This is a genomic window from Mesorhizobium sp. EU05-FHT14A09 (assembly GCF_058790995.1).
The window spans coordinates 101,375-115,945 of record NZ_JBYTDF010000002.1 but is presented as its reverse complement, the minus strand read 5'-3'; the positions used below and the strand labels follow the sequence as shown (position 1 = coordinate 115,945).

12 protein-coding genes and 1 riboswitch are annotated in these 14,571 nt (G+C 60.7%); of the genes, 7 read left to right on the top strand and 5 right to left on the bottom strand.

What is annotated here, in order from left to right; all coding sequences use genetic code 11:
* Nucleotides 1-132 precede the first annotated feature (132 nt).
* Nucleotides 133-1,317 carry an amino acid aminotransferase gene (locus tag AC3WTO_RS07865; RefSeq protein ID WP_492460155.1) on the bottom strand — a complete coding sequence of 395 codons (1,185 nt, stop codon included), beginning with the start codon at nucleotides 1,315-1,317 and terminating at the stop codon, nucleotides 133-135.
* A gap of 276 nt (nucleotides 1,318-1,593) precedes the next feature.
* Between AC3WTO_RS07865 and AC3WTO_RS07860 the strand changes: the two genes are divergently transcribed.
* Both AC3WTO_RS07860 and AC3WTO_RS07855 read left to right on the top strand, forming a co-directional pair.
* Entirely contained in the window at nucleotides 1,594-1,749 is a 156-nt protein-coding gene (locus AC3WTO_RS07860) for a hypothetical protein (RefSeq protein ID WP_492460153.1), read from the top strand.
* A gap of 83 nt (nucleotides 1,750-1,832) precedes the next feature.
* On the top strand, nucleotides 1,833-2,765 hold the full coding sequence (locus AC3WTO_RS07855) for an LLM class flavin-dependent oxidoreductase (RefSeq protein WP_492460152.1): 933 nt from the start codon (nucleotides 1,833-1,835) through the stop codon (nucleotides 2,763-2,765).
* Nucleotides 2,766-2,852: 87 nt separating this feature from the next.
* Here the strand turns inward: AC3WTO_RS07855 and AC3WTO_RS07850 are convergent, their stop codons facing one another.
* From AC3WTO_RS07850 to AC3WTO_RS07840, 3 genes are all read right to left on the bottom strand, one after another.
* Entirely contained in the window at nucleotides 2,853-4,220 is a 1,368-nt protein-coding gene (locus tag AC3WTO_RS07850; RefSeq protein WP_492460151.1) for an FAD/NAD(P)-binding protein, read from the bottom strand.
* Nucleotides 4,221-4,452: 232 nt separating this feature from the next.
* Nucleotides 4,453-5,823, bottom strand: a complete 1,371-nt coding sequence (locus tag AC3WTO_RS07845) for a PepSY-associated TM helix domain-containing protein (protein WP_492460150.1) — start codon at nucleotides 5,821-5,823, stop codon at nucleotides 4,453-4,455.
* Between the two features lie 63 nt (nucleotides 5,824-5,886).
* On the bottom strand, nucleotides 5,887-6,276 hold the full coding sequence (locus AC3WTO_RS07840; RefSeq protein ID WP_492460149.1) for a DUF2946 family protein: 390 nt from the start codon (nucleotides 6,274-6,276) through the stop codon (nucleotides 5,887-5,889).
* 323 nt (nucleotides 6,277-6,599) lie between these two features.
* Here AC3WTO_RS07840 and AC3WTO_RS07835 point away from each other — a divergent pair, with 323 nt between their 5' ends.
* A complete protein-coding gene (locus AC3WTO_RS07835; RefSeq protein ID WP_492460148.1) occupies nucleotides 6,600-7,748 on the top strand; it encodes an MFS transporter in 1,149 nt (382 codons plus the stop codon).
* 20 nt (nucleotides 7,749-7,768) lie between these two features.
* Here AC3WTO_RS07835 and AC3WTO_RS07830 read toward each other — a convergent pair whose 3' ends face one another.
* On the bottom strand, nucleotides 7,769-8,461 hold the full coding sequence (locus AC3WTO_RS07830) for a GntR family transcriptional regulator (protein ID WP_492460147.1): 693 nt from the start codon (nucleotides 8,459-8,461) through the stop codon (nucleotides 7,769-7,771).
* Between the two features lie 347 nt (nucleotides 8,462-8,808).
* Nucleotides 8,809-9,008: riboswitch (cobalamin riboswitch) on the top strand.
* Between the two features lie 105 nt (nucleotides 9,009-9,113).
* Between AC3WTO_RS07830 and AC3WTO_RS07825 the strand changes: the two genes are divergently transcribed.
* The 4 genes from AC3WTO_RS07825 to AC3WTO_RS07810 are packed head-to-tail and all read left to right on the top strand — an operon-like array spanning nucleotide 9,114 to nucleotide 14,207.
* Nucleotides 9,114-12,020: a ribonucleoside-diphosphate reductase subunit alpha gene (locus AC3WTO_RS07825; RefSeq protein WP_492460146.1), complete on the top strand. Its 2,907-nt coding sequence runs from the start codon at nucleotides 9,114-9,116 to the stop codon at nucleotides 12,018-12,020.
* Between the two features lie 29 nt (nucleotides 12,021-12,049).
* A complete protein-coding gene (locus AC3WTO_RS07820) occupies nucleotides 12,050-13,183 on the top strand; it encodes a ribonucleotide-diphosphate reductase subunit beta (RefSeq protein ID WP_492460145.1) in 1,134 nt (377 codons plus the stop codon).
* A complete protein-coding gene (locus tag AC3WTO_RS07815) occupies nucleotides 13,174-13,416 on the top strand; it encodes a hypothetical protein (RefSeq protein ID WP_492460144.1) in 243 nt (80 codons plus the stop codon). The genes AC3WTO_RS07820 and AC3WTO_RS07815 overlap by 10 nt, the downstream gene beginning before the upstream one ends.
* A complete protein-coding gene (locus AC3WTO_RS07810; RefSeq protein ID WP_492460143.1) occupies nucleotides 13,413-14,207 on the top strand; it encodes an SAM-dependent methyltransferase in 795 nt (264 codons plus the stop codon). The genes AC3WTO_RS07815 and AC3WTO_RS07810 overlap by 4 nt, the downstream gene beginning before the upstream one ends.
* The last annotated feature ends 364 nt before the right edge of the window (nucleotides 14,208-14,571 follow it).

Genomic DNA, 14,571 nt, shown 5'->3' with positions numbered 1-14,571 from the left:
CTGTGGCGCTTTCTGACTTTTCGAACCTGTTAGAGCGTCGCACGTCCTGTCGGACGCGTAGAGGACGCTCTAACATTTTGATTTGGCGCATGATCCTTTCCAAAAATCGATTCCGATTTTCGGGGTCATGCGTTAGTCTAGGACCGAAACGATTGCCTTGGCGAGGTTGTCGAGGCCGTCCTCGGGCAGGCCGGCCACGTTGATGCGGCTGTCGCCGACCATATACACGCCATGTTCTGTCCGAAGCCGATCGACCTGTGCTTCCGTCAGGCCAAGGCGCGAGAACATGCCGCGGTGTTCCGCAACAAAGTCGAAACGGTCCGAATTGGATTGCCGGCGCAGCGCCTCGGCAAAAGCGACGCGCAGCCGCAGCATGCGCTGGCGCATTTCTTCGAGCTCAGCTTCCCAGTCGGCGCGCAGTTCCTTGTCCTGCAGCACGATACGGACCGCCGCAGCGCCATGATCCGGCGGCATCGAGTAGAGCGTGCGTGCTGCCGCCAGCATGTGGCTCAGCGCGATGTCGGCTTCGGCGCCATTCTTGGCAAGGATCATCGCAGCGCCGACGCGATCGCGATAGACGGCGAAGTTCTTGGAGCAGCTCGAGGCGACCAGCATCTCAGGCACCTTGCCGGCGATGAGGCGCAGGCCGGCAGCATCGGCCTCCAGACCTTCTCCGAAGCCCTGATAGGCAATGTCGACGAAGGGCAACAGGCCGCGTTCCACCAAAAGGTCGGCAACCTTTGCCCACTGTTCGATGGTGAGGTTGGCGCCGGTCGGATTGTGGCAGCAACCATGCAGCAGCACCGCGTCGCCCGGCTTGGCGGTCTTCAGCGTTGCCAGCATGTCGTCGAAGCGGACCAAGCCACTCACCGCATCGAAGTAAGGATACTCGGCAATGGTGAGCCCAGCCTCCCGCATCATCGGGATATGGTTCGGCCAGGTCGGATTTGAAATCCAGATCGTGGCACCCGGCCGGGTACGCTTGAGCAGCTCGGCGGCAAGCCGCAGTGCGCCGGAACCGCCAGGCGCCTGTGCCGTGCGGACGCGGGCAAGATCGGCACCTTCGCCAAAAACCAATCTGGCCATCACTTCATTGAAGGCGAGGTCACCAGCGAGACCGAGATAGGTCTTGGTGTCCTGGCTCTGCAGAAGCCGCGTCTCGGCCTCGCGCACTGCCCGCATCACCGCAGTCTTGCCGTTACGATCCTTGTAGACTCCCACGCCGAGATCGACTTTGTCGTTACGCGGATCGGCGCGGTAGAGCCCGATCAGGGCGAGAATCTTGTCTGTTGGCGCTGGCTGCAGGTCTTCAAACATCTGAGGCTTTCCATGGGCATCGCGCCACCTTTTGGGCGCGGCGGAGTGATACGAAAATCAGCCGTGTTACGCTAGGATATTCGCGCCGGATATCGTTGGGGGCTCCACAACGCCGACAAGCCTGCGGTTGCAGCGCCCGCATCTGCTGATGGCATTGTGCTGGGAATGGATTTCGATATCGCGCGTGTTTTTGAGAAAGCCATCCCAATTCAATCTCGAAAATAGCAATCGACAAAATCTACTGAGTTTATAGACTAATGGGAAATGGAGGACGCAATGGCGAATTTCCTGACCCAGGCTGGTGCGCGAAAGTTCCGCGACCGTGGTATTTCGGTGTCGCCCGCCGGCAATGCCGGCGCTTTGCTGCCTTATGCAGTCTTTGCCGTCTCGTTCCTGTTCGCAAGCGCTTTCATCTTTGGGCTCGTGCCCTGAGTTGACGCGGGCGACGTGATCGCCTGCCATTTCCAGAGGAGTTGAACCGCCAGCCTGTCCACCACAACAAGGGAGAAGTTGTGATGAGCGTTGTGTTCACTTTTGTATCCCCTGCAATTGCCGATCAACCACATGTCGCGTCTAAAGGACATGTTCCTGGAAGCCGGGTTACGCCTGCCCTGGTGTGGCGTGCCGGCTTTCGATCCTGGCTATCCGACCAGCGCAGCAGGACGCTTGAGGGATCCGACCTCGCTTTTGCGAGCGAGATCGAAGCGCAGCAGATCGTGCTGACCCATGATGCTGGCGAACTCGATCCAGTCACCGCGGCTCGTCGGCTGGCGACCCTGCAGCTTCGGCGCAACGGTCGGATTGCGTTGCGTGTGCCGGCGCGTGGGCTCGTCGACACAGACCAGCAGCCGAGCCACATCGCTTTCTGGCGACGCATCGACGAGTATCTGACGCTTCTCAAGCGCCTGTGGGCAAATGAGAAACCGATCGATCATGAGGGACCTTTCTACAGCGTTGTTGGCGGCTTCGTGCCGCGCAAGGGCGCGCGTGGCATCGCTGTACCTGTTCGCATGAGTGGATTGTCAGGAACGGCTTTGAACGTTGCGGGAAAACACGCCGACGTCTTCGAGCTTGCTGCCGTATCGCCGGACGAAGCCCGTTTGCTGGCGAGCCGTGTTCGTTCTGCCGCTGGCCGGCATGGCCGGCAAGGCAAGGTTCGGTTCGCATTGCCGGTTGTCTTTGATGTGGCAGGCCGGGAATCCGGAGCCTCAGGCCAGGTGGTTCTCTCGCGGCAGCCTGCCCAGGCTGCTCTGCAGTTGCTCGGTTTCGTCGACGCTGGCGTCTCGGAATTCATGGTCAAGGGGATTGGGACGATGGAGGACCTTGACGCGTTCGAACATGTTGCGTCTTTCGTGCAGAATTCGTCGTCGCGGCGCGAAGCTGCATGGGCGGCGAGTGCCGGTGTCGCGGCAGGCCGCTTCGATATGGTGCCGGTTCGAAGCTACTAGCTCCGTAGAAGACCCATCGATGGCGGCGCGAATCAAGGTTCGCGCCGCTTTTGATTTGCGTGCGTTCTTTGGCCGTGTGTTTAGAGCCTAGCGGAATCCCGGCACTGCATGCTGAGTCAGTTGTCCAGCCAGTCTGGCGGTCTGATTGCGGATGTCGGGCACGGCGTCGATCTCGAAGAATGTTCCGCGGGTGAGGGGGCCGACGGCAAAGAGACGATCGGACGCGTTGCCATTGCGATCGATCACCGCACAATCCAGGGTCACGTCGAGGCCAAGCCGCAGTGGGTCGGGTCGGGCAAGACCTCGATCGGTCAGCGAGCGGATCACCGCGACCGAGCCGGTCGAAACGTCTTTCACGATGCCGGTGCAGTCGTAGACTCGGGCTACTCGCAGGGTCTCGCTCTCTCGCGCGCGTCGCGGCAGGAGTTTCACCAGCTTGTCGCCATCGTCGGAGGCCGTACCGAGGATGCGCGCGGCAAGCAGCTTCAGCCGGCCGGAGCGAACCGCGTGGTTCACGCGGGCGTGGATCTGCGGGGGCATACGGTGACGGTGGATGTCCCACCATGCCTTGGTGTGTTCCAGGAAGCGGCGTTTTGCGGTCGATGGCCAGTTTTGCCAGATGCGCTGGTTGAAAGGCCGCAAGCCGTCGACAACGTCGCGCCAGTTGCCGCCCGCCTTTTCCGTCTCGCGCACGAGCTTATGGAACCAGTCCACGAAGTAGGACAGTTCCGTGCCGAGCGGGATATCGGCGCTGTCCAGCTTGATCGGGTTGCCTTTTTGATGTGGCCAAGGCAGCAATCCGCGCCGCGACACGGCCGTTATCTCCCCTCTGTGCCCGCGATGTTCGAGGCTCAGCCAGGCATCCACCATGCTCAGCCCGGTGCCAAGGATGAGCACCGGCGCCTCCGGGTCCAATGGCGTGTCGTCGCCAGACCCTAAACGGACGGCGAAGTTCTGATCGGGCGCAGGCTCCTGATCGTGCCCAGTCGCCAGGACAGCTATATGGCCAACCAGGCTGCTACCATCGGCCAATCGAGCCTCGACGCCGGCCGGTGTTGGCACTACGCCAACGCACTCCTGCCGTATCAGACGCAGGCGTCCCGTGGTGCGCTCACGCTCGGCGAGACCTTCGAGTATCTCCTGGAGATAGCGGCCATACGTGCTGCGCGGCGTATAGACGGGACCAGTTTCGCTCGGGACAAGCTGCTTTTCCTGAAGCCAGCGCCAGTAGTGGGACGGGTCGTCGGGGTAAGCGCTCATGTTGGTCGCGGCAACGTTGAGCAGGTGATCGGGCAAGAGGGCGGAGTACGCCATGCCTTTGCCGAAGCTGTCGCGCCGCTCGACCAGGGTGACACGCAGGCCTGGATCGTTTGAACGCAGCAGATGCGCCGCCAGGATAACGCCACTGGCGCCGCCGCCAATGATGATGACGGAATTGCGCGAACGCTCGATCATCGATGGCTCCTCCCTTAAGTCCATAAGGATAGTAAACTTAAGGGCGATTGCGCGAAATGAAATCCTGAAATTAAAGCCAGTTATGACAAGCTAATTCGGTTCAGTCGGATCTAATTGGAATTGCTTTTCTCGGCGAAGCTACCTGGCGGAACGCTCGTACGCCCACTGCATGAGATGATGCTTAGCCTCAAGCGGGGCGCAGGCGGAATTCACATGCGCCCCAACGGATGGATCAAACTGTTTTCCGTCGGCGTATCCTGGAATACGTCCAGTCCAATGCCAGCATCGCCACCAGCGAAATTCCAACCAGCGGGAAGATGAGGCCGCCGATGACCAAGATGGCAAGCAGGCCGCGGAACACGCGCTTGTCTCCTGGCAGAGGCGGGACGCCGAGCGATCCCGATGGCCGCCGTTTCCACCACATGACGGCCGCCGAGACGGCAAGCATGACGATGGCGAGGCAGGCGGCGAGCAGGATCAGCTGGTTCACGAGGCCGAACTGCTGGCCCATATGAACGCTGATGCCCCATTCGATCGCCTTGGCAAACGGACCGTAGTCGGCATAACTGACATCGATCAGCGGCTTGCCGGAATACTGGTCGAGATGGATGACGCGCTGGCTCGCAAGATCGTCGGGAAAGACCGAGCCGGTGTAGACGCCGGATGAATCGGCTGGAAGGTTGACCGCATACCCCCTGTGCAGGCCAAGCTTCTCAAAGGTGACCACCGCCTCATCCAGACTGACCGGTTTCGCCTCGCCGTCCTGTCCTGATGATTGCGGCACCATGGCCTGTTCGAGGGACCAGGACATCTGGGCGATGTGGTTGGCATGTTCGTCCGACATTGGAACACCGGTCCAGACGCCGTTCGGATAACCATAGTTGTTGCCGTTCACCCAGTCGTTGACCTTGGCGCCCCAGACGCCAGACCAGGGCATGCCGGTGACCGCCAGGAACACGATGAATGAGCCGACGAAGATGCCGGTCACCGCGTGCGTGTCCCGCCAGAAGACACGGCGACGCGGCGTCCCCCTTACGCTCACCACGCCGCCCGTCTGGCGCCTGGGCCACCACAGATAGATTCCGGTTCCGACAAGCAGGATCGACCATCCGCCGGCGACCTCGATAAGCATGCGCGCGAACGAACCGAAATATTTGAGGCTGTGCAGGTAGCGGATGGTCCACATCACCGTGCCGCGATCGGGCAGGGCACCAAGCACCTTGCCGGTGTAGGGATCGACATAGACCGCCAGTTTGCCCTGATCGGCGGTTTCGACGGTGATTTCGGCGGAACTCTCCGAAGAGGCCGGATCGGTGAACTTGACGGCAGTTCCAGGATAGGACGCGACGGCGGCACCGACGATTGCCGACGGCTGCACTTTTGCCATGCCTTGCTGGATCTCGACACGCTTGAGATCGGAATGGATGACCGCGTCAATCTCGTCTTTGAAGAGGTAGAGAGCGCCTGTGATCGCGAGCGTGATCATGAAAGGCAGGACGAGTAGACCTGCATAAAAATGCCAGCGCCAGACGGCGCGATAGAGGTCGGACGCGGAGCGCGCGGCAATGCCTGCGGACTCCCGCCCGATGGTGAGTTCGGACATGAGGTTTCTCCTGACATGGTGAGGGACACGACGGGCATGGCCTGTCATGTTCGAGCGATGTGGTCAGGATAGGAGAGGTGGCGCCCGGGGACCTGGAACGAAGCCACGCAGCGACGGCCTGAACGGGTCTGATGTCCGTTGCGGCGGGACAGGCTCGGGGCGGGTTGCCGTCAGATAGACCTGGTCTTGTGCGGCCACGACGGCCGGGGCAGCCAGTCCGGGGATGCTGCACAATGCTGCGCAGGGGCAGGTGCTGCCCTTTCCCATCGGTCCGGCTGGATCGGATGGAGAACCTGCGCCGTCGGTTGTGCAGATGACATGCAGCGGGTCGGCCGCAGCGGCAGCCATCGCGCCTTGCGTCATGCCTGCCACGAAGGCCTGCAGCAGGAACAGGTAGACAAGCATGGCTGCGACGGCGGTGGCCGTCAGCCTGTCCCTGAAGATGTCCCGCATGGCTCCCATGGCGTTCAGATGCCAGACTCTTAAGAGGAAGTCACTGCGGCAGATAAACGGAGCCTTAGAGGGTTCGATGTTGTGCGTCCGCGGTCCGTGTTCCCAGATAGGGTTGTTGGGGTGGAATTTCAATTCCTGAAATAATTATCAATTATATATTCCAATATTTGAAATGAGTTTAATGTATTTTCTGAATTTATGATGAGCTTGTTGACATTTTTATTTCTTGTTGGCATTCGCCGTTTGATTTCCGGGGCGGAGAAGAAATCTTGTGTTCAGCATTTGCCGAGCAAGCAACGCGAACGCGCCATCGAGTCTTGCTTGTGGCGCTCACCCTTGGTGCTTTTGCCGTGGGGCTGGATGCCTATGTCGCTCTGGGAGCGCTCGATGCGGTAATGAAGGAGCTTGCGATCGCCCCGGCGGCGGCTGGATGGATCGTGTCGAGCTACGCGTTCTGCTACGCGGTCTTCGCGCCTTTGAACGCCTGGATGTTTCGTCGGTGGAGCCGGCGCAATGTCTTGATCCTTGCGGTTGGCCTGTTTGCCGCAGCCAATCTGGTCTGCGGGTTTGCCCCAAATTTTGCCGTGTTGATCGTCGGTCGTATCGCTTCCGCCTATGGCGCTGCCATGTTCACTCCGGCGGCAACCGCATTGGCAACCGAACTGCTGCCACCGGACCGCAAGGGGGTGGCGCTGTCGTTCATCTTCGGCGGGATGACTGTTTCGCAGGCGATCGGTGTTCCATTGACGTCATGGATTGCTACGGCCCTATCCTGGCGTTTTTCGTTCTTTTTCGTCGTCTTCTTTGGCTTTCTGGCAACCGTGATGCTTGCCGCGCTTCTGTCCGGCCAGCCTTCCATTCAAGGCAAGCCGGAGGGCCGGGGAGATTGGCGATCACTTCCCGCCGCCGTCTACGGGCTTCTGTCGGTGACCCTGTTTGTCGTGATCGCAGAGTTCATCGTGTATTCCTATGTGAGCCTTCTGCTGGCCGACACGGCCTATGACGGCACCCCAATCTTGCCGGCAGTTCTACTCGCTTATGGAGTTGGAGCAGTGCTCGGTAACATTGCGACCGGAATGCTTACCGACAAAGCAGGACCAACGGTGGTGTTGATTGCGGCAGTCGCAGTGCAAACCGCGCTGTTGGTGGCATTGGTTGTCCTGCGGAACAATGCGCCACTGGCCGTTGCCGTCGCTTTCCTGTGGGGGATTGTCAGTTACATGTATCTCGTTCCGATCCAGCATCGCTTGCTCGCTCATGCCAGCGGCATGTCGAACGTCGTCCTGGCCGCCAACAGCTCACTCATCTATGTCGGCATAGGAACGGGCAGTTGGGTCGGGGGGCTTGTCATCGAGAATATCGGCATACCGGCGCTGGCTGGCGCAACCGCGGTGCTCGGTGTTTGTTCATTGCTCGCGGCTGCCGTGTTCATGCAGCGACCGGTTGCTGCCGTCGAGGGAAAGCCAGCCTGAAGAAGGTGGGGACGGCAAGCCTAAGCATTCGGAAATGGAGCGTGCCTCAGCAGGTGCTGATAGCCGTCGCTGATATCCCGGACGATAGCGACGCGGGCACGGGCGCCGTCGTGTTCGGCGATCGCCGCGACAACTTCGTCATGGTAATCGATCTCCAGGATCGAGGCTAAATTGTTCTCGAACCCGCGGGCCAGATTGCGCAGGAACGGCCCAACCTGCATCCACACGGTCTCGATCAGGAAGATCATCTGATCGTTGCCGCTGTACCGATAGATCGAAAATTTGAAAGCGTAGTTCTTGCGCAGGTAGTCGTTGATGTCTCCGGCCTGCGCCGCCGCCGTCAAGTCTGCGCAATGACGGCGTATCGTGCGTAGTGCATTGCCATTGATACGCTGAGCGGCGAGTTCCGTGGCTGCCCCCTCCAGAAGAGTACGTGTTGCCGTCAACTGCGAAAACCGCTCGGCGGACATGGTGGGCACTTCCATGCTGCCGTTGGGCAGGGGCGACAGAACCTTCAGAGCCTGCAGGCGCATGAAGGCGCTGCGAACCGGCATGTCGCTCGTTCCCAGTTCTTTCGCGACCTTTCGTGACGTCAACTTCTGACCCGGTGCGAACTGGCCCGACATCAGTGTGCGGACCAGTTCGAGGTAGACTTTCTCGTGCAGGGGGGCCGTGTCGACGGCCGTCAGTCCTAAATGCATCTTCTCGGCCATTGGTGGTGCGCGGTTCACTTTTCGCACGGGCTACTGTTCAGCTTGCGAAGCCAATGCGTGTCGATTGCATCTTAGCGCCAGGCGGCCGAAGCTCGCATCATTTCAAGGACATAATGAATTGCGGTAAGCCACATCGCAAGCGCCATCGACAGCTGTGACATGGAGCAGGCTGAAGTACCGCCGCCAAGCCCATCCCGCCGCCGCAACCCGGTCTGAACCGGACCGTTGAGCGGTTGCGATGATAGAGGCCAGTGAAATTGCCCACAGGATATCCACTGCGCCGGGCCGAGAATGCCTTGGATGGCCTGCTTCTGCTACCAGTTGTTGACATGCTGCTGGCATTCTATACCAGATATCGAAGTCGAGGTTCTCCCGAGTCGTCTGGTTCGGGAGCTAAGAGGGAAGCCGGTGCAAAGCCGGTGCTGCCCCCGCAACTGTAAGCAGTGAGCCCGCGTCGAAGAATGCCACTGGTGCCGTAACGCACCGGGAAGGCCGACAAGGGCGACGACCTGCGAGCCAGGAGACCTGCCGCGACGGATTTGAACGAACCTCGGGCGGGGTGTCCCGGAGGTGCGCTTGGCCCGGGCATCGTCGCGTCCGAAATCGCCACTGCGTTCCCCGAATTCCCCGTCCACAGCGCCACGGGGATGATATGGCCACGACTGCAGTATTCACCACGAATGGAGCCTTCCAGGCTTCGCCGCTTGCCGAAAGCGCCGTTGTTGAAAGCCGGGGCACGCCCGCGGCCGAGCCTGGCTACAAGGTGATACGCCGCAATGGCGCCGTGACGCCGTTCGACGCGACGAAGATCGTGGTGGCTTTGACCAAGGCTTTCCTCGCGGTCGAGGGTTCGACCGCAGCAGGCTCGCGGCGTGTGCACGATGTCGTCGAGGACCTGGCCGCGCAGGTGGTCGCGGCGTTGACAAGGCGCTTCGAGGCCGGTCGCACCTTCCACATCGAGGAGATCCAGGATCAGGTCGAACTCGCGCTGATGCGCGGCGAACACCACAAGGTTGCGCGCGCCTATGTGCTCTATCGCGCCGAGCGGGCGCGCGAGCGCCTGGCGGAAAAGACGGATGCGGAAACGCCGAGCGCCTCGCTCCATGTGAAGCGCGAGGATGGAGTTCTCGCACCGCTTGACGAGGCGCGATTCTCGCGCGTCGTCGAGGAGGCCTGCGCCGGTCTGGAGGCCGTTTCGCCGGATGCCATTCTCACCGAGGCACGCCGCAATCTCTATGACGGCATCACGCTGGATGAGTTGTCCTTGGCGCCGATCCTGGCAGCGCGCACGCTCATTGAGACCGAACCGAATTACGCTTTCGTCTCGGCCCGCCTGTTGCTCGACCGCCTGCGTCGCGAGGCCTTGAGTTTCGTCACCGGGCGCGGCGAGCAGGCAACGCAGGCCGAGATGGGCACGCGTTATGCATCCTATTTCGCTGAATTCGTCACGACAGGCATCGACGCCGAATTGATCGATCCAGAACTCGGTCGTTTCGACCTCGCGCGGCTGGGCGCGGCGCTGAAGCCTGAGCGCGACCTGCAATTTCAGTATCTTGGACTGCAGACGCTGTACGACCGCTACTTCCTGCACACCACGGGCAGACGTTTCGAACTGCCGCAGGCCTTTTTCATGCGGGTTGCGATGGGGCTTGCAGTGCGCGAAATCGATCGCGAGGCGAGGGCCATCGAATTCTATGACCTGCTGTCGTCCTTCGACTTCATGGCCTCGACGCCGACGCTGTTCAATTCCGGCACGCTGCGACCGCAGCTGTCGTCTTGCTTCCTGACCACTGTCGCCGACGACCTCGACGGTATCTTCAAGGCGGTCAAGGACAATGCGCTGCTGGCTAAATATTCCGGCGGCCTCGGCAATGACTGGACGCCGGTTCGCGGCCTTGGCGCTCATATCAAGGGCACCAATGGCGAGAGCCAGGGCGTTGTGCCGTTCCTGAAGGTGGCGAATGACACCGCCATCGCCGTCAACCAGGGTGGCAAGCGCAAGGGTGCGGTCTGCGCTTATCTGGAGACCTGGCATGTCGACATCGAGGAGTTCCTCGACCTGCGCAAGAATACAGGTGACGATCGCCGCCGCACGCATGACATGAACACCGCCAACTGGGTGCCGGACCTGTTCATGGAACGGGTCGAGGCCAATGGCGAATGGACGCTGTTCTCACCCGACGAAACGGCCGACCTGCACGATCTCTACGGCTCCGCCTTCCGGCAGGCCTATGAGGCCTGTGAAGCGAAGGCAGCCGCGGGTGGGATCAGGGTGTTCCGCAAGGTCCGCGCGGTCGATCTCTGGCGCAAGATGCTGACCATGCTGTTCGAGACGGGTCATCCCTGGATCACCTTCAAGGATCCCTGCAACATCCGCTCGCCACAAGGCCATGTCGGCGTGGTGCATTCGTCCAACCTGTGCACCGAGATCACACTGAACACGTCGAAGGACGAGGTCGCTGTCTGCAATCTCGGCTCCATCAACCTCGTCAATCACATCACGGAGAAGGGGCTCGACCTCGATCGCCTGGCAAGGACCGTCACTGTTGCCATGCGCATGCTCGACAATGTCGTCGACATCAATTTCTACACCATCCCCGAGGCGCGACGTTCCAACCTGCGCCACCGGCCGGTAGGGCTGGGGCTGATGGGTTTCCAGGATGCGCTTCAGCTCCTGCGCATTCCCTATGCCTCGGATGAGGCGATCGCCTTCGCCGATGCCAGCATGGAGGCGATCAGCTATCAGGCCATCTCGGCGTCGGTCGGCCTCGCCGCCGAGCGTGGCCGTTATCCAAGTTATGACGGATCGCTGTGGTCGAAGGGTATTTTGCCGATCGACTCCATTGCCTTGCTCGAAAAGGCGCGGCCCGGCGTGGAGATGGACGCGTCTTCCACGCTCGACTGGGAGGCGTTGCGCAAGCGGGTCAAGAAAACCGGCATGCGCAACTCGAACTGCATGGCGATCGCGCCGACCGCGACCATTTCCAACATCTGCGGCGTTTCGCAGTCGATCGAGCCCGGCTACCAGAACCTCTTCGTCAAATCGAACATGTCGGGCGACTTCACCGTGGTGAACGCGCAACTCGTGCATGATCTCAAGGCGCGCGGCCTGTGGGACGAGGTGATGATCTCCGACCTCAAATATTTCGACGGCTCGCTTGGCCAGATCGACAGGGTGCCGGATGACGTCAAGGCACTCTACGCGACCGCCTTCGAGATCGACTCGTCCTGGCTGATCGATGCCGCCTCGCGCCGGCAGAAATGGATCGACCAGGCGCAGTCGCTCAACCTCTACATCGCCAACCCGTCTGGCAAGAAACTCGACGAACTCTATCGCCTGGCTTGGCGCAAGGGTTTGAAGACGACCTACTACTTGCGCTCGCGCTCGGCCACGCATGTCGAGAAGTCGACGCTGAAAGGCACTGACGGCAAGCTCAACGCCGTTTCTGCGGTCGTGGCCGCAGCACCACCGGCCGCCCAGCCGATCGTCGTCAATGCCGATGCCGCCTGGGGCAAGGCCTGCGCCATCGACGATCCGGAATGCGAAGCCTGTCAGTGAGCGGCAAACAAAAAGAAGGAGACAACAAGATGCTCGATTGGTCCGAACCCCAGGCTTTAAAGACCCAACCCGAAGTCGTCATCGATCTCGCGCCCGACCTGACATCCGCCGCCGCCACCGGCCTTGGCGAGATCGATCGCAGTGGTGCCCGCGTTTCCGTCGACGAAAAACGCATGATCAACGCGCGCGCCGACGTCAATCAGTTGCTGCCGCTCAAATATCGCTGGGCGTGGGAGAAATATCTCTCCGGCTGCAACAATCACTGGATGCCGACTGAAGTGTCGATGCAGACCGACATCGCGCTGTGGAAGTCAAAGGACGGCCTCACCGACGACGAGCGGCGCATGATCAAGCGCAATCTCGGCTTCTTTGCCGCCTCGGAATCGCTCGTCGCCAACAATATCGTGCTGGCCATCTACCGGCATCTCACCAACCCCGAATGCCGCCAGTATCTGCTGCGCCAGGCTTTCGAAGAGGCTATCCACACCCACACCTTCCAGTACATCGTCGAAAGCCTGTCGCTGGACGAAGGCGAGCTGTTCAACATGTATCGCGAGGTGCCGTCGATCACCGACAAGGCTGCGTGGGCGTTGAAACATACGCAGCATCTCGACGATCCGGATTTCCAGACCGGCACGCTGGAAACGGACCAGGCCTTCCTGCGCGATCTCGTTGCCTTCTACGTCATCTTCGAAGGCATGTGGTTTTATACCGGCTTCGCGCAGATCCTGTCGCTCGGCCGGCGCAACAAGATGGTCGGCATCGCCGAGCAGTACCAGTACATCCTGCGCGACGAGTCGATTCATCTCAATTTCGGCATCGACGTCATCAACCAGATCAAGATCGAAAACCCGCATCTGTGGACGAAGGCGTTCCAGGAAGAGGTGCGCGGCATGATCGCGGATGCCGCGGGACTGGAGGCCTCATACGGCCGCGACACCATGCCGAGGGGGTTCCTCGGGCTGAACGCGGCACTCTGCGAGCAGTACATGCATTTCATCGCCAACCGGCGCTGCGCACAGCTCGGTCTTCTGCCGGTGTTTGCGGAAACCGAAAATCCGTTTCCCTGGATGTCCGAGGCGATGGACCTGAAGAAGGAGAAAAACTTCTTCGAGACCCGTGTCATCGAGTACCAGAACGGTGGGGCGCTGGCATGGGACTGAACGTCGAGCCACGGCACATCGCCGGACAATCGCCAGCCCTGCCGCAGCCGGAAGATGTGTTCCTTTCCTGGCTGGTCACGCAACCTGTCGGGACGGACCTCGCTGCAGCTGCGAAGATCGAGATCGCCAGATTGCGGGGATACCAGGGAGACCATCCAGGACCACGCCGGCTCGTCGAGCTCTTCGAAGCCCTGCAAGGGTCGGTCATCCCGGGGGCGGCGATCCGGCAATGAGGCGCAAGGTCCTCATCGTCGCGATCGGGGCCGGCAATCCGGATTTCGTGACGGTTCAGGTAATTAACGTCCGCGGCCATGTGACTCTGTTTTTTATCCCGGACCACGATCCCGGCGAGGCCCCCGATAAAAGCGCCGGCAAAGGCCGCGACAGAAGATTGAAGGACCCTGAACGCTTTCGAGCGGAGATCGTCGAACTCTATGTGCGGAACCGGCCGTTCCGCACGGCGTCCTACAAGGAGCCGTACCGCAAGGATGGCGACGGAGAACCGGTCGGCGGCTTCCAGCACGCCGGTCTGTCCTTCGAGGAAGCGGATGCTTCCGAATGCGGGGCGTTCCTCGTCTGGAGCGGGTTCCCGTTGAACGAAACGGTGAGACGCATCCTGCAGCGACTGCGATCGTCGGGAGATTTCGAACTCGACTATGAAGTGATCCCAGGCAACAGCGGCATCCAGGTGCTGACGACGGCGCATAAGGTGGCGCTCTGCAATGTCGGCCGATCGATCCTGACCGCGACCGGGCGCTCGATCGCGGGAGGCTTCCCCAACAACGCCGACACCATCGTGTTCATGCAGCCTGCTGTCGCGGCACCGGACACCGTCGTCGGGCAGAACGACGTGCATTGGACCCTCTATGCAGGCATGCCAGACGACATGCTGGTTTCCGGCAGGCTGCGGGAGATCATCGACGGGCTCGAACAGGTTCGCAACGAAGCGCTTGAGGGCAGGGGGTGGATTGTAGAGCCCCTTCTCAGGAAGAAACGCCTGCACGGAAATCTCGGAGAATCCTGAAGTTTTGCCGACTGCGCAACGCGTCGGAGAAGTCAGGTGCCGCGAGACGGGCTGTGGATGTCTCGGTGACGAATCTCGGCCTGATTTGGATATGGCTCCAAAGCCTCACTCTCGCCCGCCCGCTCTTCGGATTGCCGACCGAGCCACCAGAGAATTATCGCTGCAATAAATGGCGTGATCGCCAGAGATACGATCGTCCATCGCAGCCCTGGTCGGCCCAGCCTTCGAGCAGCCAATCCGACAACCCGATGAGAAAGAAAACGGCCATCGGAGAGATATGAGATTGGTTGCAGCTCGCACAAGCTTGTTCGCCATGCCTCGGTTGCGGGTGCCTCTTTTAGGAAGCAGATCCCGTTAACCGTCA

Excerpts from the sequence above, each read along its gene's own strand:
- AC3WTO_RS07815 (WP_492460144.1), top strand. The coding sequence starts at position 13,174 with ATGGGACTGAACGTCGAGCCACGGCACATCGCCGGACAATCGCCAGCC.
- AC3WTO_RS07830 (WP_492460147.1), bottom strand. The coding sequence starts at position 8,461 with ATGGCCGAGAAGATGCATTTAGGACTGACGGCCGTCGACACGGCCCCC.
- AC3WTO_RS07845 (WP_492460150.1), bottom strand. The coding sequence starts at position 5,823 with ATGTCCGAACTCACCATCGGGCGGGAGTCCGCAGGCATTGCCGCGCGC.
- AC3WTO_RS07855 (WP_492460152.1), top strand. The coding sequence starts at position 1,833 with ATGAGCGTTGTGTTCACTTTTGTATCCCCTGCAATTGCCGATCAACCA.
- AC3WTO_RS07850 (WP_492460151.1), bottom strand. The coding sequence starts at position 4,220 with ATGATCGAGCGTTCGCGCAATTCCGTCATCATCATTGGCGGCGGCGCC.
- AC3WTO_RS07825 (WP_492460146.1), top strand. The coding sequence starts at position 9,114 with ATGGCCACGACTGCAGTATTCACCACGAATGGAGCCTTCCAGGCTTCG.
- AC3WTO_RS07810 (WP_492460143.1), top strand. The coding sequence starts at position 13,413 with ATGAGGCGCAAGGTCCTCATCGTCGCGATCGGGGCCGGCAATCCGGAT.
- AC3WTO_RS07865 (WP_492460155.1), bottom strand. The coding sequence starts at position 1,317 with ATGTTTGAAGACCTGCAGCCAGCGCCAACAGACAAGATTCTCGCCCTG.
- AC3WTO_RS07820 (WP_492460145.1), top strand. The coding sequence starts at position 12,050 with ATGCTCGATTGGTCCGAACCCCAGGCTTTAAAGACCCAACCCGAAGTC.
- AC3WTO_RS07860 (WP_492460153.1), top strand. The coding sequence starts at position 1,594 with ATGGCGAATTTCCTGACCCAGGCTGGTGCGCGAAAGTTCCGCGACCGT.
- AC3WTO_RS07840 (WP_492460149.1), bottom strand. The coding sequence starts at position 6,276 with ATGCGGGACATCTTCAGGGACAGGCTGACGGCCACCGCCGTCGCAGCC.